The organism is Roseovarius amoyensis, from assembly GCF_003260265.1.
In the GTDB taxonomy this organism is placed as follows: Bacteria; Pseudomonadota; Alphaproteobacteria; order Rhodobacterales; family Rhodobacteraceae; genus Roseovarius; species Roseovarius amoyensis.
This window is the reverse complement of record NZ_QITQ01000003.1, coordinates 196,458-215,997: the sequence shown is the minus strand read 5'-3', so window position 1 is coordinate 215,997 and position 19,540 is coordinate 196,458. Positions and strand designations below refer to the sequence as shown.

The window sequence follows — 19,540 nt, the reverse complement described above, 5'->3', positions numbered from 1 at the left end:
TCGCCCGAATGCCACGCTAGATTTGCGCGCAAACCAGACGAGGTATCAGCAGTTTGCCGCAATCATCCGTGCGCCGGCGGCGCGTCTTCTACATTCCGGGCTACGACCCCATCCATCCCCGTCGCTACCGCGAGCTGTACCGCAAGGAAGGCGCCGCGCAGGCGAAGATTTCCGGCTATTCCATTGACCTGAAGGGGAAAACCGGCAGCGCCCGCTATGGCTGGCAGGTCACGGCCGAGATCGAGGACGAAAGGGTTACAGCCGATATCGACGTGCTGGTGTGGTCCGACATCGTGCGCGACAGCATGGCGCAGGGTATCCTGGGCACCTACCTTTTGCTGGCGCGCACGGCCTGGACCTATTTCGCCACGGGCGCGCTGTGGCGGCTGATGCGGCTGCGCAAGGGCCCCGTCATCGCCGCGCTTTATCCGGTGGGGTCCCTGCTGGTGCAACTGGCACTGGCGCTGCTGCTGGCCTGGGGGCTGGGGCGGCTGTTGGCGCTGGCGCACCCCTGGGCGGCCTGGGGCGGGCTGGTGGCGGTGCCGGTGGCGCTGGAATGGTTCCGCCGGCAGGACAACCGTTTTTTCGCCTATTACCTGATGCATGACTATGCCTATTCCGCCCGCTATCGTGGCGCCAACCCGCCAGAGCTGGAGGCGCGGATGAGCGGCTTCACCGACGAGATCGCCGAGGCGCTGACGGGCGACGCGGACGAGGTGCTGGTCGTGGGCCATTCATCCGGCGCGCATCTGGCGGTTTCGGTGCTGGCCGACCTGATCCGGCAGGGCAGGGTGCCGAAGAACGGCCCGGCGCTGGCGCTGCTGACGCTGGGGCAGGTGGTGCCGATGGTGTCGTTTCTGCCCGACGCCCACCGGCTGCGCGCCGATCTGCGGTATCTGTCGGCGCGCGACGAACTGACCTGGGTCGACGTCACCGCGCCGGGCGACGGCTGTGCCTTTGCGCTGTGCGACCCGGTCGCCGTCTCGGGTGTCGCGCCCGAGGGCAAGCGATGGCCGCTGGTGCTGTCGGCCGCGTTCACCCGAACCCTGAGCTCTGAACGCTGGCGGGCGCTGCGCTGGCGCTTTTTCCGGCTGCATTTCCAGTACATGTGCGCCTTTGACCGCCCCGGCGACTATGACTATTTCCGCGTCACCGCCGGGCCGCTGACACTGGCCGAACGGTTCGAAGGCCGCCCGCCGTCGCCCAGCCGGATCGAACGCGCGGCGTCGAAATACACGGGGACAGTGGCATGACCCAGCCCCCCAAACCCCCGGCGCGGCAGGGGCGCGTGTCGCTCTGGCGGTATCTGCGGCTTTTTCGCCAGGACATCCTGTCGGCCCAGCCCGCGCGCCTTTACCGCGCGTGGATGGCCGAGTTTCGCACGCCGTTTTTCCGGTCTTACCTGTGCAATGAACCGGCGCTGGTGGATCTGGTGTTAAAGGGCCGGCCCGACGACTTTCCCAAGTCGAACCGCATCCGCGAGGGGCTGACGCCACTTTTGGGCAATTCCGTCTTTGTCACCAATGGCGAGACATGGCGCCGCCAGCGGCGCATCATCGACCCGGCGTTCGAGGGCGGGCGACTGCGCGATACGTTCCCGGCGATGCGCACCGCGGGGCAGGGGGCGGTCGGGCGGCTGCGCGACCTTGCCACCGGCGATCCGGTCGAGATCGAGGCCGAGACCAGCCATGTCGCCGCCGACGTCATCTTTCGCACGCTGTTTTCGATCCCGATCCAGCATGACACCGCGCGTCAGGTTTTCGACGCCTTTCGCGAACACCAGCGCAGCCAGCCGGTGTTGAACCTTGGTGCCTTCGTGCCGCTGCCGCGCTGGTTTCCACGTTTTCACGGCCGCCGCGCGCGGGCCACGGCGGCGCGTATCCGCCAGCTGATCGAGACGCTGACAGCCCAACGCATGGTCGAGATCGAGGCGGGAAAGGCCCCCGACGACCTGGCCACCAAGATCATGACCACCGCCGACCCCGAAACCGGCGAACGGTTCGAGGTTTCCGAGATGGTCGACCAGGTGGCGATCTTTTTCCTGGCCGGACACGAAACCAGCGCATCGGCCCTGGCCTGGGCGCTGTACCTGCTGGCGCTCTTCCCCGACTGGCAGGACCGCGTGGCAGAAGAGGCGGCAACGGTCATCGGCCCGGATGGCCCGGAGTTTTCGGATGTCAGCCGGCTGCGCATCGCCCGCGATGTGTTCCGCGAGACGCTGCGCCTATATCCGCCGGTTCCGATGATGGTGCGCCAGGCCACGAAGTGCGAACATTTCCGCAAACGAGAGGTGCGCCCGGGCAGCCAGATCGTGCTGTCGCCCTGGCACCTGCACCGGCATGAACGCCTGTGGGAACGGCCCGACGATTTCGACCCGGCGCGCTTTGGCACCGATAACGGCAAGGGGTGTCTGCGCTCGGCCTATATCCCGTTTTCCGCCGGTCCCCGGGTCTGCACCGGGGCGGGGTTCGCGATGATTGAGGGGCCGCTGATCCTGTCGATGCTGACACGCGCGTTCCGGTTCGAGATCGACCCGACGCGCCCCGCGATGCCGGTGGCGCATCTGACCGTGCGCGGAAAGACGGGTATCTGGCTGAAGATCACGCCGCGCGACGAAACAGGCCGGGATCGCGGGTGAACCCCGGCCGGCTGTAAGCTTCCAAGAATATGTGTCGTGTGATCTGCGCCTGCGTTCAGAACCAGCTTTGAACGCCGCGCGCCGCGCCGGAGATGTCGCGACCGACACCGTCGACCGTGGCACAGCCGGTTAGTGCCGCTGCGACCAGCGCCAGAGCAATCAGCCTTTTCATGCGTCGTGCCTCGTTAGGTTTGTTGTTGCCTGTTTTTATTCTTCTGCCTCGAACCACCAGACCGTGGGAAGGAACCATATTCCATCGCCATAGACCGGCAGCCTGTCCTGTGGATAACTCAATTGTCGCAGATGGGCAATGCGGCCAACCGCATAGCTGTGGATCGGGATGACGTAGCGACCTGAAATCAACACCCGGTCCAGCGCGCGGGCGGCGGCGATGAACTCCTCTCGCGTGCGCGCGGCAAGGATGGCGTCGATCATCGCGTCAGCCGCCGGGGATTTCATGCCCATCAGGTTGCGGCTGCCGGGCTGGTCGGCGGCGGCGGAGCCCCAGTAGAACCTCTGTTCATTCCCCGGGCTGAGCGACAGCGACCGACGCATGAAGGTGATATCGAAATCGAAATCGCGTTCGCGGGCCAGATACTGGGCGTTGTCGATGCGTTCGACATGCAGCTCGATCCCCAGCCGCCGCAGCGCTTGGGCGTAGATATCCATGTAGGCGGTGACCTGCGCCAGCAGCGCATCCTGGCGCAACAACACGTTCAGCCGCAGCGGCCGCCCTTGGGCGTTGCGCAACACCCCGTCATCGGCGACGTGCCAGCCGGCCTCGTTCAGGCGTTTCAGCGCCTTGCGGATATTGGCGCGGTTGCGCGGGGTGCCGTCACCCCGGGGCAGGGTATAGCCCTCCAGCGTGCCGGGCAGCAGGGTCTCGGCGAAGGGTGTCAGCAGCTCGCGCACGCGCCCCTCGGCCGGGCCGGGCCGCTGGCCGAGATCGGAGTTCGAGAAATACGAGGCGATGCGCGGCTGGCGCCCGCCGGTCAGCGTGTCGTTCATGTATTCAAAGTTGAACGCCAGGATCAGCGCCTCGCGCACGCGCCAGTCATCCAGCGGCGCGCGGCGGGTGTTGAAGACGAAACCGGTCATGCCGGTGGGCTTGCCGTGGGGGATTTCGCTCAGCACGATGTCGCCGCGCCGCACCGCCGGGAAATCGTACTGGGTGGCCCAGTCCTCGGCGTTGAATTCGCGCAGGTAGGACAGCGTTTGTGCCTTGAACGCCTCGCGCAGGACGGTGTTGTCGCCGAAGAACTCGATCCGGATTTCGTCGAAATTATGGGTGCCGAGCCGCAGGGGCAGGTCGCGGCCCCAGTAATCGGGGTTGCGGCGCAACGTGACATGGCGGCCGATCTCGTAGTCAGCGACGACATAGGGGCCAGAGCCGATGGGAATATCCTCAATCCGGCCGGCGGCGAAATCGCGGTCCTGCCACTGGGCCTTTTTCAGGATCGGGCGCAGCCCTGCCAGCAGCGCCAGTTCGCGGTCGGCGGTGTTGAAGGTCAGCCGCACGCTGCGCGGGCCGGTGGCCTCGATCGACGCGACCTTGGTCCAGAAGGCGCGATAGCGCGGATGCCCCTCTTGCCCCAGCGTGTGGTAGGACCAGATCACGTCCTCGACCGTCACCGGGCTGCCGTCGGAGAATCGCGCGCCGTCGCGCAGGGTGAATTCGACCCATTCCCGATTCGGCCCCGTCGCAACCGATTCGGCCAAAAGCCCGTATAGGGTGAACGGTTCGTCCCAGGACCGCCCCATGAGCGATTCGTGCGTGAGCTCCCGCAACTGCCAGGGCGGCTCGCCCTTGAGTGTGAACGGATTGAGCGTATCGAACCCGCCCACGTTGCCGGTGACGACGCGCCCGCCCTTGGGCGCGTCCGGGTTCACATAAGGCAGAGACACAAAATCAGGTGGCAGGGCAGGGGTGCCATACATAGCTATGCCATGCCGGGCCTGCGATTCCGCCACCGAGGGGCCAGAAAGAGCCGGCAGCAGTAGGGCGGCGGCGGCGATCCTGAGGCAAAGCGCGACGAAAAAATCTGGTCTCATTCCGGCAACAATCCCGTTCGCACCTTGTTTGTCAGGCCCCGACCGTAAAGACGGATTCACGTCTTTTCAAACTTTTAGCTTGGATCGCGGCGACGGATTGCTTATAAAGGGGGCACTGCTCGATAGGTTTCTTGCCTGTATGAAACCTGCCTCAATAACTTAACGCCGGCTTCGTGCCGGCGTTTTTTTTGGCTCCGCGATCGGGCGTCAAATCATCCTTTCACGGATTGCATAACGCGCTGGTGACGGCTGCATCGCCGGTGCGCAATATCGCATTTCGCCTGCGCCTGCGCCGTGGCAGAAAGGGGCATACTCGCAACATCGGAGAACAGCCAGATGCAACTCAAGGGCAAGACAGCGGTCGTCACGGGATCGAATTCGGGAATTGGCCTCGGCGTGGCGCGGGGCTTCGCCGCCGCCGGTGCGGATGTGGTGCTGAACTCATTCACCGATTCGCCCGAGGATCACCGCCTGGCCACCGACATCGCCGCCGAGTTCGGCGTGAACACGCGGTATATCCAGGCCGACATGTCAGACCCGGACGCCTGCCGCGCACTGATCGAAAAGGCCGGCGCCTGCGATATCCTGGTGAACAATGCCGGTATCCAGCACGTCGCCCCGGTGGATGAATTCCCGGTCGAGAAATGGAACGCGATCATCGCCATCAACCTCAGCTCGGCCTTTCACACCACCGCCGCCGCGCTGCCGCTGATGCGCGCCGCCGGCTGGGGTCGGGTGATCAACATCGCCAGCGCCCACGGGCTGCGCGCCAGCCCCTTCAAATCGGCCTATGTGGCGGCCAAGCACGGCGTCGTCGGGCTGAGCAAGGTCGTGGCGCTGGAAACCGCGCGCGAGCCGATCACCTGCAACGCGATCTGTCCGGGTTACGTGCGCACGCCACTGGTTGACGCCCAGATACCCGACACCGCCAAGGAATACGGAATTTCCGAGGAAGAGGCGATTGAAAAGGTGATCCTGCTCAAGCAGCCGTCAAAGGAATTCGTCAGCGTCGAACAGGTGGCGGGCATCGCCACATTCCTGTGCTCGGACGCGGCCGAGCAGATTACCGGCACGACGATTTCCGCCGATGGCGGCTGGAGCGCCCAGTAACGGCACCAACAGAGTGGGGGGACGTCCCCCACCCGACCCGGTGAAACGGCGGCGGGGTTCAGTCGCGCGGCTTGATGCGGGATATCTCGTTCGCTTCCAGGTAGGCCTCTTGTTCGGGGGTCAGGTCGACCTTGTCAAAGCCGGTGATCATGGGGCGCAGGTGGTGGCGGAACCCCGGCGGCACCGTCAGCAGATAGACATGCGCAATGACAAAGGCGGCAATCGCCCAGGCCGCCAGCAGGTGGATCTGGCTGACCCAGTAGACCAGCGTCAGCGCCTGGGGTGCGTCCTCCCACAGGTTCCAGCCCAGCACCAGCAGCCCAGTCACCCAGATCGCCGGAAACAGCACCAGCTTGAGCGCCAGATAGGTCAGCGCCTGCATCGGGTTGTGCTTGCGCCAATAGGCCTTGCGATAGGGGTGGGGTTCGCCTTTGAATATCCCCCAGGCATAAAAACGGGCGACCTGCGGCAGGCCCCGCAGCGTCGGCAGGTAATGCACCCAGGTGCCGGTGGTCAGGTGCCAGAAGATGGCAAAGACCCACAGCGCGATCAGCACCAGCGCGGCCACCACATGCAGGCCGAGCGCGGTGCTGAAATGGATGACATGGTGCAGACCGCTCAGCCGCATCCCGGTGAACAGCAGGGCAAATATCAGCACCACCTGCGCCCAGTGCCAGAAGCGCTCGAAACGCGGGAATATCTTGACGCTGCGTTCAGTCATGATCGCCCCTTCGGCGGCCGACAAGCCGCAGCAACAGATGCAACATCACGCCGCCCAAGGTTGCCAGCACCAGCGCCAGCCCGGCGATGCCGGCGGGGCTGTAGGGCCGCGTGCCGGGCAGGTTGATGCCCTCGATCCCGTCCATGCGACCGCCCTCGGCGTGGCAGTTGCCGCAATGCAGGGCGTCATGCTTTGGCGCGACCATGTGGGTGATCGGCCAGTACATGTAGGTATCGACGAAATCGAAATTGCCGGAATAGGTCTCATCCGCGGCCTCCATCCCAGCCTGGATCGCCTTGGCCCAGTCGAAATTGGTCCACAGCGCGGTGTCGGTGTCGGGCCCCCAGACATGGGAATAGACCAGTTCGTTCAACTCGGCGTCATAGGCCTGGCGCCCCTCCATCCGTTTGAACGGCCAGATCCGGCTGTCGGCCCCGTCAGGGGTGCCGTGGATGGGGTTGATCTCGACCGGGGCGGATGGGTCGATCTTGCGGTCAGCAGTGGTATAGTCGACGGCGCCGTTGAACCAGGCATAGACCGGCGGCACATCTTCGCCCCAGTCGAAATCGCCCTTGGTCGAAAGATATGTGTGGCGGTGGTCGCCATCGGATTCCAGGTAGTCCGAGATCGCCAGCGCGCGCCCCTCTTCATCCAGCTTGCCGGCGGTGGACCAGTCCCACCAGGTCTTGGTGGCGACGCCGCCGCGGGCAAAGGCGGGGATGTGGCAGCTCTGACAGGCCAGGGTGTCTGTATGATCGTTCAGCTTGAGCCCGATGATATTGGTGTCATGCGGGGTGTCGGTGTGGCAGCTCTGGCAGCTTGCGGCGCGGCGTGGCCCGCCGGGCCTGGCCGGCTCGCCCCCGCCGACGGCGGTGATATTGTAGCGCGAGCCGGACCAGGTGTGACGGTCGCTGACATGGCAGGTGGAGCAGGCGAAATTTTCGCCCTGCGGCGACATATGCACGTCGACGTCGAGCGGCGGGTCGTAAAGCGCCGACGAAAGATCCCCGTGTTTCACGTTGTCGCCGCCGCCGCCGTAGAAATGGCAGTTGCCGCAGTTGTCGCGCCCCGGCATGCCGACGCTTTGCGCGGCCTTGGTCAGATCGACCGGCTTGGCCGGCGCCCCGGTGATGGTCACGGCACCATCCGGCAGCGGGGCCAGGGCCGGGTGACCAGCGCCGGTCGATGTCTTGGCGTATTGCCCCGAACGGTCGTGACAGGCCAGGCAGTCGGGCGTGACCCCGGCCTCGACCGGGCTTTGGTGCATGTCATCCCAACCATATCCGGCATGGCACGAGGTGCAGCGCGCCTCGTTCCCCACGACGTTGCCGCAAAACGAGTTGATGACATGCCGCTTGCCCAAGAGCTGGCCGGTGGCGGGCTGCTCGAACTCCCAGGTGAAATGGATCGAATGCATCACCTGGTCATCGGCCTCGGTATGGCATTGCAGACAGGCGCGCGTCACCTCGGGACCCGAGGTGAACTCACGCTGCAGCGGCTTGAGCTTGCTATGGTCGGTGGTGCTTGCCGAGAGCGCTGCTTCGGCCTCGGGCGGCTCGGGCGCGGCCGCCTCCTGCGTCGAGGCCACGAGCGGCAGGGCCGCGAGGGCGCCAGCCAAGGCAAGGGCCGCTGGCAGACGCGGCAGGGGGCGGAAGGAAAATCTCATTCCCCGATCTGAATATATGCCCGCGGCGCGCGCATTGATTCAGATCAAACGTCGCGATCAGGGCTGCCGGTGGGCTTGCGTTTGCCGCTCGCCTCGCCCTGACCCGGGTAGACGAGCCCTGCCGAGATCACCAGCTTGGCGGCCTCCTCGATCGTCATGTCCAGTTCGATGACGTCCTCGCGCGGCAGAAACAGCAGGAACCCGCTGGTCGGGTTGGGGGTGGTCGGCAGAAAGATCGACAAAAGGTCGCCGCCGGTTTCGGCCTTTTTCAGCACCTCGCCCCTGGCCTCGGTCGAGATAAAGCCGATGGCCCAGATCCCCTTGCGCGGATACTGGATCAGGCAGGCCTTTTCAAAGCTGCGCTCGCTTTGGGCAAAGACAGTTTCTGCGATCTGTTTGACGCCGGAATAGATTGACCGGACGACCGGCATCCGGTCGACCAGCGATTCAGCGATACGGATCAGCGACGCGCCGATCAGCCCCTTGGCAACCCAGCCCACGGTGATGGTGAAGATCAGGAAGATGATGACACCGAGGCCGTGCAGGTTGATGCCGATATACTGTTCGGGGCGGAACCTGTTGGGAATGAGGGGCAGCACCACGCTGTCGACCCATCCGATCAGCGTCCACAACAGCCATATTGTCAGCCCGACCGGCAGTATGACCACGACCCCGGTCAGGAAGCTGCTTCTCAAGCTGTGAAACAGGCCCGGGCGTTTACCGCGTTGCGGTTCTTCGTCAAAAGGCGTGTTCATGAGGCAATCATTGTTCCCTTGCTCTGGCGATATCTAAGCACTCGCACGCCTCGCGGCAATGGCGATTCGCCGCCGGCGGAGCAGGGGGGTTGCGCAGGCCCCGGCAGGGGGGTATACGCGCGCCACCTGAACTTCGCAGGTGCGGGGCCGGGCCGGCCCGGGGGAGACATCCCCGGCGGTCCACCGGTTGAGGCGAAACGCCTCTGTTTATCCCCGCACCGAGGCACAAACCGGAAAGGAAACGAGACATGGCTCTTCCCGAGTTTTCCATGCGTCAGCTTCTCGAAGCGGGCGTTCACTTCGGCCACCAGACCCAGCGCTGGAACCCGCGCATGGGTGAATTCATCTATGGTGCGCGCAACGGCATCCACATCATCGACCTGACCCAGACGGTGCCGATGCTGGACGCCGCGCTGAACGCGATCCGCGATTGCGTTGCCAAGGGCGGCCGGGTGCTGTTCGTCGGCACCAAACGCCAGGCCAGCCAGCCCGTCGCTGAAACGGCCGAGAAATGCGCGCAATACTACATGAACCACCGCTGGCTTGGCGGCACGCTGACCAACTGGCAGACGGTGTCCAAGTCGATCCAGCGCCTGACCCAGCTGGACGAGATGCTGGTCGGCGGCGCCGAAGGGCTGACCAAGAAGGAACGGTTGGGCATGGAACGCGAGCAGTCCAAGCTGCAGGCCAGCCTCGGCGGCATCCGCGAAATGGGCGGCCTGCCGGACATGCTGTTCGTGATCGACGTCAAGAAAGAGGCGCTGGCGGTGGCCGAGGCCAACAAGCTGGGTATCCCGGTCGTGGCCGTGGTCGACACCAACTGCTCGCCCGATGGCATCGACTATATCATCCCCGGCAACGACGACGCCGCACGCGCGATCGCGCTTTACTGCGACCTGGTTTCGCGCTCGGCGCTGGACGGCATGACGGCGCAGATGGGCGCCGCCGGTGTTGACCTGGGCGCACTGGAAGAAGCGCCCGTCGAAGAGGTTGCAGTCTCGACCGGCGTAGAGACCGGCAACGTCAGCGAAGAGACCGCGCATGACGACGCCGTCGCCAAGGATGCGCCCCTCGACATCGAGTCGACCGAAGAGGTAAAGGCCGAAGCCGAAGAGAAGGCCGAAGGCTGAGCCGCGCGCCTGTAACTGACATTGGCGGCGGGCTGGTCCGCCGCCGCACGATTTCGAAGATTTGAGGAGAGCCGAGATGGCGATCACTGCTGCGATGGTGAAAGAACTGCGCGACATGACCGGCGCAGGAATGATGGACGCGAAAAAGGCGCTGACTGAGACCGGCGGCGAAATGGAAGCCGCTGTCGACTGGCTGCGGACCAAGGGCCTGGCCAAGGCGGCCAAGAAATCGGGCCGCACCGCGGCCGAGGGTCTTGTCGCTGTGCGCGTCGAGGGTGACCGCGGCGTTGCCGTCGAGGTCAACTCCGAAACCGACTTTGTCGGCAAGAACGCTGAATTCCAGGAAATGGTCGGCGCGATTGCCGGTGTCGCGCTGAACGCCGCGGATATCGAGGCGCTCAAGGCCGCCGATCTGAACGGCAAGAGCGTGGCCGACACGATCACCGACAAGGTCGCCACCATCGGCGAGAACATGACCCTGCGGCGGATGGCGTCGGTCGAGGGCGATACCGTCGTGGCCTATGTCCACAATGCGGTTGCCGATGGCATGGGCAAGATCGGCGTGCTGGTCGCGCTCAAGGGTGGCGATGTCGATTTCGGCAAGAAGGTCGCCATGCATATTGCGGCGACCAACCCTGCCGCGCTGGACGAGGCGTCGCTTGATCCCGCGATCGTGGAAAAGGAACGTCAGATCCAGATCGACATCGCGCGCGAATCGGGCAAGCCCGACAACATCATCGAGAACATGATCAAGGGCCGGATGAAAAAGTTCATGGCCGAGGTCACGCTGCTGGGCCAGTCCTTTGTCATCAACCCCGATCAGACCGTCGCCGCCGCGGCGGCCGAGGCCGGCGCCGAAATCACCGGCTTTGTCCGGATCGAGGTGGGCGAGGGGATCGAGAAGGCCGAAGAGGACTTCGCCGCCGAGGTCGCCAAGACCGCCGCAGGCGCCTGATCCGGAAAACAACAACGAAATCGGCGCCTTCGGGCGCCTTTTTCATGTCTTTCGAGGCGGTGACAAGCGCGTTCAGTTCGTCGCGTGCGATCAATCGCTGCCTCTCAGATGCTCCGCCAGCGCATCGATGGCCAGCTTGTACCCATTCGGGCCAAAGCCGCAAATCACCCCCAACGCCACCTTGGCGATATAGGAGCGATGGCGAAAATCCTCGCGCGCATGGACATTTGAGAGGTGAAGCTCAACTGCCGGCAGCTCGACCGAACTCAGCGCGTCCATCAGAGCGATCGAGGTGTGTGTATAGGCGCCGGCATTGATGACGATGCCGTCATGCACGCCGCGTGCGGCGTGGATCATGTCGATCAGCGCGCCCTCGGAATTGTCCTGACGAAAGTCCAGCCCGAGCCCCAGCGCCTTGGCATGGGTGCGGCAGGCGGTTTCGATCTCGGCCAGGGTGGTGGCACCGTACACCTCTGGCTGGCGCTGACCCAGCAGGTTGAGGTTGGGACCGTTGAGGATCAGGATCGAGGTCATTGTCGCGGGCACCCGAAATCGGTTGAAACATGGCTGGCGCGATTTAAGCCGCGCCAGCCGGCCGTGTCGAGAACCGGGATACCACGGCGCCATCATTCGGGGCGAGTGTGACCCAGTTGCAGAATTTCCGGCAGGTGCGAAGAACGTGCAAGCCGCGCCGCGATGGCGCATTGATGAGCTTTAGCCGGCAAGCACTTGATATAATGCAGGTACATAGCGCTTTGGTGGATTTTTAATCTATGTTATAGTTAACATAATATTGATTATGCGCCTTCGGCTAGGCGGCGTTGCAACTGCAACGTGAAAATCAACCTCCGGCCTCCTTGGTTCAACTGGTAGTTGAAACGCAACATATAGGAGGTTCCACAATGGAAAAACTCAAGCTGAAAGCGGTGCTCGTGCTCGCCCGTAAGCTTGCGCCGGTGGTGCTGGGTGCGGTTGGGGGCTTCGTCGCCTCCACCTACCCCGGCACCTTCGCGGCGTTCTGCGGCGGTGGCATGTGATGGACCCCGCAGTAACAGGTGCGTTGATCAGCGCCGGGTCAAATCTGCTGGGCGGGCTATTCGGTGGCTCGTCCAGCAGTGATATGGCGAAACAGTACGTCTATAACATGTTCGCCACCAAGAACACGGCGTTGAAGCAACCGCGCTGGCTCCGGGAAGGTGCAGAAGCGGCGGGTTTCAACCCGCTTACCCTGCTTATGTCTGGTGCCGGTCAACAGCCTCTTGGGGTTTCACCTGGCGGCGGGGGGTCACTCTCGACCGCCGAGTTTCTCGGGAAAGCTGTCGGTGACGTTGCCGAAACTTGGTTCAATCGTGAGCAAATCGCCGATCAGGCGGAACTTGACCGGATCAAGGTCGAGATGGCGCGCGAAGAACTCGCGTATTGGAAGAACCGAAACAATGGCAAGGGACCGAAACCCGATATTGATTTCGGGTATGGCCTAGCTGGCGGTACTCGGACGACTACACGGCAGGAAGCGCCAGCGCCAACGCTGTCGCCTAACGTTGTGCGCCCGCGAGCCCGTCCTTTTGGGGTTATTGAGCGGTTCGACGGGTCGCAATGGTTCTATCGTACTGACCGCATGTCGGCACAAGAAGCGCAAGACATGTACGGGGAAGTAGCGGAGCAAGTAACCGGCGCCCGGAATTATAAAGAGGATGCCGAGTATAACCGCCAGATCGCCTTGGCGCGGGAAGGCGTTTCCGATGAAGATTGGACCGTGAAAGGCGCTCTGCGGCCGGTGTTCGGCGGGCCGCGCGATCCATATCTTTCAGAGAAACCGCGAAAAACTCGGAAAGAAAGAGCCGATGAATATCGGTCCGGCATTCCCGAGTGGATGCGGAATTGAGTCGCTGCAAAGGCTGTGCGCGGCGGCGTCGCGCACTGCGAAAGTTTGTTCTGAAACTGCGTAAGAAAGGAAGACGCAAATGAAACTGACAGAAGTTATCTCCGCCAGTCCGGCCAGTATGCCACAGTCTGTGCGGCGCAATGATTGGCGCTGCCTGACAAGTGCCGACCCCGGCAAAATCATACCCCTCGCGTATGCGCCGCTTCTTCGGGAAGATCGTGTGTCGCGCGGTGCGGCGCGTATCCGCGTTGAAATGGCCGAGACCGTGCTGCCGCTGCTTAACGCGGTCGGCGTTACGGCCTATGCGCATTTCGTGCCGTTCCTGGCGTTTGATCGCTTCAACGGTCTTGACCAGTTGAACCGCTCCTACATGGGTCAGCCGGAAACCGATGGCGGCGCAGTGGTGCCTTTCTTCGAAACGATCACCTATGACCCAGAAGAGGCGATCTTTAAGACCATGGGCATTCATGCCCCGGATGAAAGCGAGATCAACAGCGCCGTGGTTGAGGCGTACAACGTCCTCGTGAACTTCCGGCGCAAGGCGCGGTCCACAAAGTTGCCGTTGCGGCTCAAGGATGAAACGACGCTCGCAACGGGCTTTTGGCGCAATAGCACCATGTCCCACATCGTGCCGGATTACGATGCGGCCATGCTGGATGGCGAAGTGGAGCTGGCGCTTGATGGTGAAGTGACGTTTCCGTATACCATTGGTGGTAATGTCGCCTTCAGGAACGCGCAAGGTATTGCGCCAAGCGGCAATAGCGCCCCTGCGTTTTCGTCGGGTACCGAGACGGCGCTTTTCGGGTCATGGTATCGGCATGAAGATTTGCGCCTGCTTATGGACAACATAAAGGGTGAGTTGGCGCAGGAAAGCGTCACTCTGTCGCTCAACAATATCGAGCAGGCGAAGCGCACGGTTGCGTGGGCGCGTGTCCGCGAACAATACTCGGGCCTTGATGATGATCATATCATTGACATGCTCATGTCGGGCATTCGGGTGCCCGATGCTCAGATGGCCCAGCCTATCCTTTTGGATCGTCAGACCACGATTGTGGGAATGAACCAGCGTTTCGCGACGGATAGCGGCAATCTCGATAAGTCGGTTACTCGTGGCGAGGCGTTCCTTTCGCTCAATATGCGCACGCCTCCGATGAATACCGGCGGTATCATCCTGATCACGCTTGAGGCGGTGCCGGATCAGCTATTCGAGCGTCAACAGGACCATTTCCTTACGACAGTCGACGTGGATGATCTGCCGGAAGCGGTACGCGACGATTTGGATATGGATAAGGTCGCGGTGGTGCCGAACTCGCATGTTGATGTTCTGCATTCGCAACCGACCGCAACCTTCGGTTACGCGGGCCTTAATTACCAGTGGAACCGCAACATCCCGAACATCGGCGGCAAGTTCATGCGCCAGCTTAACGATCCGTTCGTAGAGGATCGGCAACGCATCTGGTCACCGGAAACGGTGGACCCTGAGTTGACCGAAGATTTTTACCTGGCGAACGGCGTGCATAAGAAGGTCTTCGCGGATACCCTCGCGGAGCCGTTTGAGATCACCACCATCGGCGGACTTGAAATCGTCGGTAAGACCGTGTTCGGGCGTCGTCTGCAGGAAGACGTTGGGGCCTATGAAGCGGTTGAGGAGAAACAGCCTGTTGAGGAGAGCGGGGAATGAAAATCTTCGACATAAAAAACCCCTCCGATTGGGTGGCGGTGCAACCTGGCGAAGCGCTAAAGATGGAAATTGCCAAAGGCAATCGGCGCGCGCGGCTTCATGTCAATGCCTCCGCACGTGTGTCCTTGCTGGTCTCGGCAGGGCCGGGAACAGAGCCTGTGCTTGTGGGCTGTTCGGACGGTCTTTTTGAGGTGTGCTTTACGGCAGATGGGACGCGGTTCGTTGAGTTCCATGCGCCCAAAAACACCTTGATCTTTGTGCGGCCTGAGACGGCGTCTCAGATGGTCGGCAAAACTGGCCTCGTGAAGTTCACGAACGTGGAAAACGTGGGGGGGCGGCACTCGGACCTTGACCGGATGATGCACTACATGCGCCGGAATGAGGAAAGGCGCGACAAGGCGCTAGAGGCCGAGCGGCAAGAGCTTCGCGAAATGCGAAAGCGGATCGAGGCGAAGGATGCCGAGCGGGCTGAGCGAAAACAGCTTCCGAAACCGGATGAACAATCGACGGTTGAAGGGGAAGATCCCGCGGAACAACCGGAGGGCGATAAGGAAGGCGGTGAAGAATGAAGTGCGCGAAACGGGTGATCCAACGGTTCATCCGGCGCGGCTTCAACAAGGCGGGGGGCGAAATGCCCCTCGCCGGGTCGCCCGGTGATGTTGTTCGCAGACTGCCACAGACCTACCAGGCGGCGGCGGTCAATCTGGTGAACTTCCCGTATCTAAAAACGCGGGATTACAGGCATAAGAAGGAAAAGACGGATCGCACGGGTGTGCATCCGTGGGTTATCGAGTTCTTCCTGTCGCTGCAAAAAGAGTTCGAGCGGCGCGGCTATCCGATGTTCGCGTTTGAGTTTTACCGCTCGGACGAGCGTCAACAGGCGCTTTATGTCAAGGGTGTCACAAAGGCGCGCGGCGCGCAGTCGGCCCATAATTGGGGCTGCGCGGTCGATATTGTGCATTGTGAACGCTTCTGGGACCTGACCCCGAAAGAATGGGGGGTTATCGGCGCTATCGGCAAGGAGGTTGCGCGTAAGCGCAATCTCCAAGTCGTATGGGGCGGCGATTGGGACTTTTATGACCCCGCACATTGGCAACTGGCCCATTGGCGCGACGTGCGTAATCTTTGGGAAGATCGGTTCGATTGGCCGGAAATCATGACGACAGCGGATTTTCTAGACATAGAAAGCCGGCTGTCGGCCAAGCGTTTGAACGCGCGGCTTAAACAAATGCCGTCGCATTTGCGGCCATGACGGTCGCGGCGCTGTGCGTGTGTCGCGGGTCGCCCTATTGGGCGATGCCGGGGGTCGAGTGCTTCGACCTGGCGCGAGATATGCGGACCTTCGACGGCGGGATGCCTGTTGTTGCGCATCCGCCCTGCCGTATGTGGGGCCGCTATCATTACAAGGCGCTCGGGTCTGAGCGTGAAAAGGAGCTGGCGCGTCTGGCGGTCGTCCATGTGCGTCGATGGGGCGGTGTTCTTGAACATCCGTCCGGTTCCAAGCTTTGGGCCGATGTGGGCCTGCCGCGACCTGGTGCGCCGCCCGATGTGTTCGGCGGGCGCACGTTGTCTGTGCGTCAATGCGATTGGGGCCATAGGGCGATTAAATCGACCTGGCTTTATGTTTGCGCCCCGTATCTGCCGCCTCGTCCGGTTGCTGCGACCGGTCCATTTGTTCCGGTTGAACATATGGGGCGGCAGGAGCGAGAGCGGACGCCACCAAAATTTGCGGAATGGCTAGTTGCCATAGCGCGTTCAGCGTGATCCGCGAGCCGTGCCCGAAACGGAAACTCCAAGTATTGGAGTTTCGGGCACGGCGAAACTCCCTCCCCTTGTGGGGATATACATTTAGTGACAGGGAATGAGGCAAATGTGCATCTCGCCGGGCAGGCTTTACGATGACGATTACGACGAAGGGTTTGTTCTCATTCCCTGTCGCAATTGCTGGCAATGCAGGAAAAACAGGGTCAATGACCTCGTTGGGCGGTGTATCGCGGAAAGTAAAACAGCAGATCAGACGGTTGCCGTAACCTTTACCTATGCCGGTGATAGTCCGAATTGCGCGACCTTGGTTTACAAGGATTTTCAGGATTTCATGAAGCGCCTTCGGTATGAGGGCTACCGCGTTCGGTACATCGTGGCGGGCGAGTACGGCAGTGAAAGGGGGCGCGCCCACTGGCACGCCATTCTCTTCTTCTATGGCAAAACTCTTGTGGCAAGGGATGCGGCGGAGCCGCGAACGGAATGGGAAATTCGCTTCGCCCGATACAAAAATGACGCTGCCGCTAGAATATTCTGGCAACCGTGGTCCGCCCATTTCAGGGGCGAGCCAAAAACAAGGGGCTTCGTCTATTTTCAGCGCCCGGACTATGAGAGTTTCGGCTATGCCCTGAAACAGATTGTTGAGTATGCGCTTAAAGACAGTGGCACCTTTCAGGCGGCGCATGTCGGCCATGTGTCCATGTCGAAAAAACCGCCTCTCGGGCATGATTGGTTCATTGACCTGGCGAATAGGTACATTCAGCAAGGGTTGTCACCACAGAACCCGGGCTATTCCTTCCCTGATGTGTTCGACAGTGAAGGGAAGCGGCGCAAGTTCTGGCTTCAAGGCCGGATGCGCGAAATGTTCGTCGAGTACTTCATGTGGGCGTATCGCTCCTATCACGGGCGTGAATATCCGTTCTCGGAATTGCTCGCGGAACATCAAACGCGCATATATGAGGAGCTTTGGGACCATGATGTTTGGGAAGCCGCGCAGCGGCGTATGGAAGAGGCAAAGTCCGCTCAACCGGCGCGTAAGCGCGTGCCCGAATGGCTGCGCGTTCCCGGATGGGATTATAAACGGTATTTTTGGGACGGAAAGGAGTTGCGCGGCGGTGGACGCCTCACCTGTTTGAACGGTCTCACGGTCCGGATCGGACCGGGAATAGCGTGGATAGAAAAGGAGTTTGAGCTATGGCTCGTAAGCGATCCAAGCGATCTCGTAAGAAGGATGATAAGGCTCGGCGCGACCCAGATAGAAGCGGAGCAAGCGCGCGATCACCTGCGAGAAAGCCAGCAAAAAAAATAAGAGAAACCCCGCTCTCTGTGAATTGGGACAAATACGAAACTCCCCGCATTCTGTCGCATCGGTCCAGTCGGAGAGGCTACGGCGGAACGTTGGCCGGAATATCGGTGGCGCGTAGCGCCCCCTCCCATCGGGAAAAGGGGGGATTGGGGGGGTCTGGGGGGGCCAAGGGGGGCAAAGCCCCCCTTCGCACCCCCAGGACGGTTGCAGCTGGGTGGACGGTCGGTCAAAGGCATGATCGTGATCATTCGCAAAAAGCGCGCCGGAAGACCTGTAAAGAAAGGCCACAGTCTGCTAACAAACGCGGGGGCGGCGGGGGACCACGCCGCGAATTTGTACCTTGGTGTGATAGGAGTTGAGACGATGCGGTTTCTCTTTGCGTGCCTCGTTATCATCATCTTTGTGGCGATGGTGCTTTAATCGCAAGATGCGGTTGACACACACAACATCTTGTGAAACTGATTGGCGGTAGTTGGCCAGTGGGCCGGGGGCGAATGCACTTTATTGGTGTTCGCAATTTATTGATTATACGCCTTTTGTACACGGCGCGACGGGGCCGCTTGGACGGCCCCGCCTCTGGCAAATCTCAGAAAAACGCCTGCAGCCCGGTCTGTGCCCGCCCCAGGATCAGCGCATGCACGTCGTGCGTCCCCTCATAGGTGTTGACGGTTTCCAGGTTGACCATGTGGCGGATGACCTGGAATTCGCCAGAGATGCCGTTGCCGCCATGCATGTCGCGGGCCATTCGGGCGATGTCCAGCGCCTTGCCGCAGTTGTTGCGCTTGATCAGACTGATCATCTCGGGCGCTGCGATAGCCTCGTCCATCAGGCGGCCGACGCGCAATGCTGCCTGCAGGCCCAGCGTGATTTCGGTCTGCATGTCCGCCAGCTTCTTTTGATAAAGCTGGGTGTTGGCCAGCGGACGACCGAACTGGTGCCGGTCCAGCCCGTATTGCCGCGCCGCGTGCCAGCAGAATTCAGCCGCGCCCATCACGCCCCAGGCGATGCCGAACCGCGCCCGGTTGAGACAGCCGAACGGCCCCTTGAGCCCCTCGACATTGGGCAGCAGCGCATCCTCGCCCACCTCGACGCCGTCCATCACGATTTCGCCGGTGATAGATGCGCGCAAGCTCAGCTTGCCTTCGATCTTGGGCGCGGACAGACCCTTTTGCCCCTTTTCCAGCACGAAACCGCGGATCTTGCCGTCATGCGCCTCGGACTTGGCCCAGACGACAAAAACATCGGCGATCGGACTGTTCGAGATCCACATCTTGGCCCCGGTCAGCCGATAGCCGCCGTCGGTCTTGACCGCGCGGGTCTTCATCCCCGCCGGGTCTGAGCCGGCATCGGGTTCGGTCAGCCCGAAACAGCCAATCAACTCGCCTGTGGCGAGGCCCGGCAGGTATTTGCGGCGCTGTTCCTCGCTGCCATAGGCGTAGATGGGGTACATCACCAGGCTGGATTGCACGCTCATCATGCTGCGATAGCCGGAATCGACGCGCTCGATCTCGCGCGCGACCAGGCCATAGCTGACATATCCGGTGCCCAGCCCGCCATATTCCTCAGGGATGGTGGTGCCCAACAGCCCCATCTTGCCCATCTCGCGGAACAGGTCCGGGTCGCTGGTTTCGTTCTCATAGGCCTGCGCGACACGCGGCGCCAGCACCTCGTTGGCAAAGCTGCGGGCGCTTTCAGCGATCATGCGTTCGTCTTCTTCCAACTGTTTTTGCAGGAAAAACGGGTCTTCCCAGTTGAAAGAACTCAGTCCGGGCCGGTCCTTGGCGCGAAGCGTCGGGGCGTCGAGGCTCATGGCATCTCTCCTCATGCGGTATGCTCAATTCATTTGCATTCTAGTTCGGTATCAGGCAGGGAAATAGCGA

At 62.0% G+C, this 19,540-nt stretch carries 19 protein-coding genes; 12 read left to right on the top strand and 7 right to left on the bottom strand.

The window, feature by feature from the left end:
* Positions 1–53 precede the first annotated feature (53 nt).
* A complete protein-coding gene (locus DL899_RS04855) occupies positions 54–1,253 on the top strand; it encodes a hypothetical protein (RefSeq protein ID WP_420820948.1) in 1,200 nt (399 codons plus the stop codon).
* Positions 1,250–2,638 (top strand): cytochrome P450, encoded by a 1,389-nt coding sequence (locus DL899_RS04850; protein WP_111732848.1) that lies wholly within the window; start codon positions 1,250–1,252, stop codon positions 2,636–2,638. The genes DL899_RS04855 and DL899_RS04850 overlap by 4 nt, the downstream gene beginning before the upstream one ends.
* A 55-nt stretch (positions 2,639–2,693) precedes the next feature.
* Here the strand turns inward: DL899_RS04850 and DL899_RS04845 are convergent, their stop codons facing one another.
* Both DL899_RS04845 and DL899_RS04840 read right to left on the bottom strand, forming a co-directional pair.
* Complete coding sequence (locus DL899_RS04845) at positions 2,694–2,810, bottom strand: lipoprotein (protein WP_111732847.1); 117 nt, start codon at positions 2,808–2,810, stop codon at positions 2,694–2,696.
* Between the two features lie 35 nt (positions 2,811–2,845).
* A complete protein-coding gene (locus DL899_RS04840) occupies positions 2,846–4,690 on the bottom strand; it encodes an extracellular solute-binding protein (protein WP_111732846.1) in 1,845 nt (614 codons plus the stop codon).
* Positions 4,691–5,026: 336 nt separating this feature from the next.
* On the opposite strand from DL899_RS04840, the gene DL899_RS04835 reads away from it, so the two are divergent.
* The gene (locus DL899_RS04835; RefSeq protein ID WP_111732845.1) at positions 5,027–5,800 is read left to right on the top strand and encodes a 3-hydroxybutyrate dehydrogenase; all 774 of its coding nucleotides are present in this window, start codon (positions 5,027–5,029) and stop codon (positions 5,798–5,800) included.
* Between the two features lie 58 nt (positions 5,801–5,858).
* Here the strand turns inward: DL899_RS04835 and DL899_RS04830 are convergent, their stop codons facing one another.
* Genes DL899_RS04830 through DL899_RS04820 form a run of 3 tightly spaced genes read right to left on the bottom strand, consistent with a single transcriptional unit; the run spans position 5,859 to position 8,942 of the window.
* On the bottom strand, positions 5,859–6,521 hold the full coding sequence (locus DL899_RS04830) for a cytochrome b/b6 domain-containing protein (protein WP_111732844.1): 663 nt from the start codon (positions 6,519–6,521) through the stop codon (positions 5,859–5,861).
* Entirely contained in the window at positions 6,514–8,187 is a 1,674-nt protein-coding gene (locus DL899_RS04825) for a tetrathionate reductase family octaheme c-type cytochrome (RefSeq protein ID WP_111732843.1), read from the bottom strand. The genes DL899_RS04830 and DL899_RS04825 overlap by 8 nt, the downstream gene beginning before the upstream one ends.
* Before the next feature lie 44 nt (positions 8,188–8,231).
* Positions 8,232–8,942 carry a DUF502 domain-containing protein gene (locus DL899_RS04820; protein WP_111732842.1) on the bottom strand — a complete coding sequence of 237 codons (711 nt, stop codon included), beginning with the start codon at positions 8,940–8,942 and terminating at the stop codon, positions 8,232–8,234.
* 248 nt (positions 8,943–9,190) lie between these two features.
* On the opposite strand from DL899_RS04820, the gene rpsB reads away from it, so the two are divergent.
* Together rpsB and tsf are read left to right on the top strand one after the other, a co-directional pair.
* Positions 9,191–10,072: a 30S ribosomal protein S2 gene (gene rpsB / locus DL899_RS04815; protein ID WP_111732841.1), complete on the top strand. Its 882-nt coding sequence runs from the start codon at positions 9,191–9,193 to the stop codon at positions 10,070–10,072.
* Positions 10,073–10,148: 76 nt separating this feature from the next.
* Complete coding sequence (gene tsf, locus DL899_RS04810) at positions 10,149–11,027, top strand: translation elongation factor Ts (protein ID WP_111732840.1); 879 nt, start codon at positions 10,149–10,151, stop codon at positions 11,025–11,027.
* 90 nt (positions 11,028–11,117) lie between these two features.
* Here tsf and aroQ read toward each other — a convergent pair whose 3' ends face one another.
* The gene (aroQ, locus tag DL899_RS04805; protein ID WP_111732839.1) at positions 11,118–11,561 is read right to left on the bottom strand and encodes a type II 3-dehydroquinate dehydratase; all 444 of its coding nucleotides are present in this window, start codon (positions 11,559–11,561) and stop codon (positions 11,118–11,120) included.
* A gap of 368 nt (positions 11,562–11,929) precedes the next feature.
* On the opposite strand from aroQ, the gene DL899_RS20065 reads away from it, so the two are divergent.
* The 7 genes from DL899_RS20065 to DL899_RS04775 all read left to right on the top strand — a co-directional run bounded on the left by DL899_RS20065 (position 11,930) and on the right by DL899_RS04775 (position 17,663).
* A complete protein-coding gene (locus DL899_RS20065) occupies positions 11,930–12,064 on the top strand; it encodes a hypothetical protein (protein WP_275426782.1) in 135 nt (44 codons plus the stop codon).
* Positions 12,064–12,912, top strand: a complete 849-nt coding sequence (locus DL899_RS04800; protein WP_111732838.1) for a hypothetical protein — start codon at positions 12,064–12,066, stop codon at positions 12,910–12,912. Before DL899_RS20065 ends, DL899_RS04800 begins: the two co-directional genes overlap by 1 nt.
* A gap of 79 nt (positions 12,913–12,991) precedes the next feature.
* Complete coding sequence (locus tag DL899_RS04795) at positions 12,992–14,593, top strand: hypothetical protein (protein ID WP_162685508.1); 1,602 nt, start codon at positions 12,992–12,994, stop codon at positions 14,591–14,593.
* Positions 14,590–15,162 carry a hypothetical protein gene (locus DL899_RS04790; protein WP_111732836.1) on the top strand — a complete coding sequence of 191 codons (573 nt, stop codon included), beginning with the start codon at positions 14,590–14,592 and terminating at the stop codon, positions 15,160–15,162. Before DL899_RS04795 ends, DL899_RS04790 begins: the two co-directional genes overlap by 4 nt.
* A complete protein-coding gene (locus tag DL899_RS04785) occupies positions 15,159–15,845 on the top strand; it encodes a M15 family metallopeptidase (protein WP_111732835.1) in 687 nt (228 codons plus the stop codon). The genes DL899_RS04790 and DL899_RS04785 overlap by 4 nt, the downstream gene beginning before the upstream one ends.
* 80 nt (positions 15,846–15,925) lie before the next feature.
* Positions 15,926–16,357: a hypothetical protein gene (locus DL899_RS04780; RefSeq protein ID WP_204355249.1), complete on the top strand. Its 432-nt coding sequence runs from the start codon at positions 15,926–15,928 to the stop codon at positions 16,355–16,357.
* Positions 16,358–16,463: 106 nt separating this feature from the next.
* Positions 16,464–17,663 (top strand): rolling circle replication-associated protein, encoded by a 1,200-nt coding sequence (locus DL899_RS04775; protein WP_162685507.1) that lies wholly within the window; start codon positions 16,464–16,466, stop codon positions 17,661–17,663.
* Between the two features lie 583 nt (positions 17,664–18,246).
* Here DL899_RS04775 and DL899_RS04765 read toward each other — a convergent pair.
* Positions 18,247–19,470: an acyl-CoA dehydrogenase gene (locus DL899_RS04765; RefSeq protein WP_111732832.1), complete on the bottom strand. Its 1,224-nt coding sequence runs from the start codon at positions 19,468–19,470 to the stop codon at positions 18,247–18,249.
* Positions 19,471–19,540 lie beyond the last annotated feature (70 nt).

Coding starts and splice junctions, on each gene's coding strand:
- DL899_RS04785 (WP_111732835.1), top strand. CDS start 15,159: ATGAAGTGCGCGAAACGGGTGATCCAACGGTTCATCCGGCGCGGCTTC.
- DL899_RS04825 (WP_111732843.1), bottom strand. CDS start 8,187: ATGAGATTTTCCTTCCGCCCCCTGCCGCGTCTGCCAGCGGCCCTTGCC.
- DL899_RS04845 (WP_111732847.1), bottom strand. CDS start 2,810: ATGAAAAGGCTGATTGCTCTGGCGCTGGTCGCAGCGGCACTAACCGGC.
- DL899_RS04795 (WP_162685508.1), top strand. CDS start 12,992: ATGAAACTGACAGAAGTTATCTCCGCCAGTCCGGCCAGTATGCCACAG.
- rpsB (WP_111732841.1), top strand. CDS start 9,191: ATGGCTCTTCCCGAGTTTTCCATGCGTCAGCTTCTCGAAGCGGGCGTT.
- DL899_RS04840 (WP_111732846.1), bottom strand. CDS start 4,690: ATGAGACCAGATTTTTTCGTCGCGCTTTGCCTCAGGATCGCCGCCGCC.
- DL899_RS04835 (WP_111732845.1), top strand. CDS start 5,027: ATGCAACTCAAGGGCAAGACAGCGGTCGTCACGGGATCGAATTCGGGA.
- DL899_RS04850 (WP_111732848.1), top strand. CDS start 1,250: ATGACCCAGCCCCCCAAACCCCCGGCGCGGCAGGGGCGCGTGTCGCTC.
- DL899_RS04790 (WP_111732836.1), top strand. CDS start 14,590: ATGAAAATCTTCGACATAAAAAACCCCTCCGATTGGGTGGCGGTGCAA.
- DL899_RS04780 (WP_204355249.1), top strand. CDS start 15,926: ATGCGGACCTTCGACGGCGGGATGCCTGTTGTTGCGCATCCGCCCTGC.
- DL899_RS04775 (WP_162685507.1), top strand. CDS start 16,464: ATGTGCATCTCGCCGGGCAGGCTTTACGATGACGATTACGACGAAGGG.
- DL899_RS04800 (WP_111732838.1), top strand. CDS start 12,064: ATGGACCCCGCAGTAACAGGTGCGTTGATCAGCGCCGGGTCAAATCTG.
- DL899_RS20065 (WP_275426782.1), top strand. CDS start 11,930: ATGGAAAAACTCAAGCTGAAAGCGGTGCTCGTGCTCGCCCGTAAGCTT.
- aroQ (WP_111732839.1), bottom strand. CDS start 11,561: ATGACCTCGATCCTGATCCTCAACGGTCCCAACCTCAACCTGCTGGGT.
- tsf (WP_111732840.1), top strand. CDS start 10,149: ATGGCGATCACTGCTGCGATGGTGAAAGAACTGCGCGACATGACCGGC.
- DL899_RS04765 (WP_111732832.1), bottom strand. CDS start 19,470: ATGAGCCTCGACGCCCCGACGCTTCGCGCCAAGGACCGGCCCGGACTG.
- DL899_RS04820 (WP_111732842.1), bottom strand. CDS start 8,942: ATGAACACGCCTTTTGACGAAGAACCGCAACGCGGTAAACGCCCGGGC.
- DL899_RS04830 (WP_111732844.1), bottom strand. CDS start 6,521: ATGACTGAACGCAGCGTCAAGATATTCCCGCGTTTCGAGCGCTTCTGG.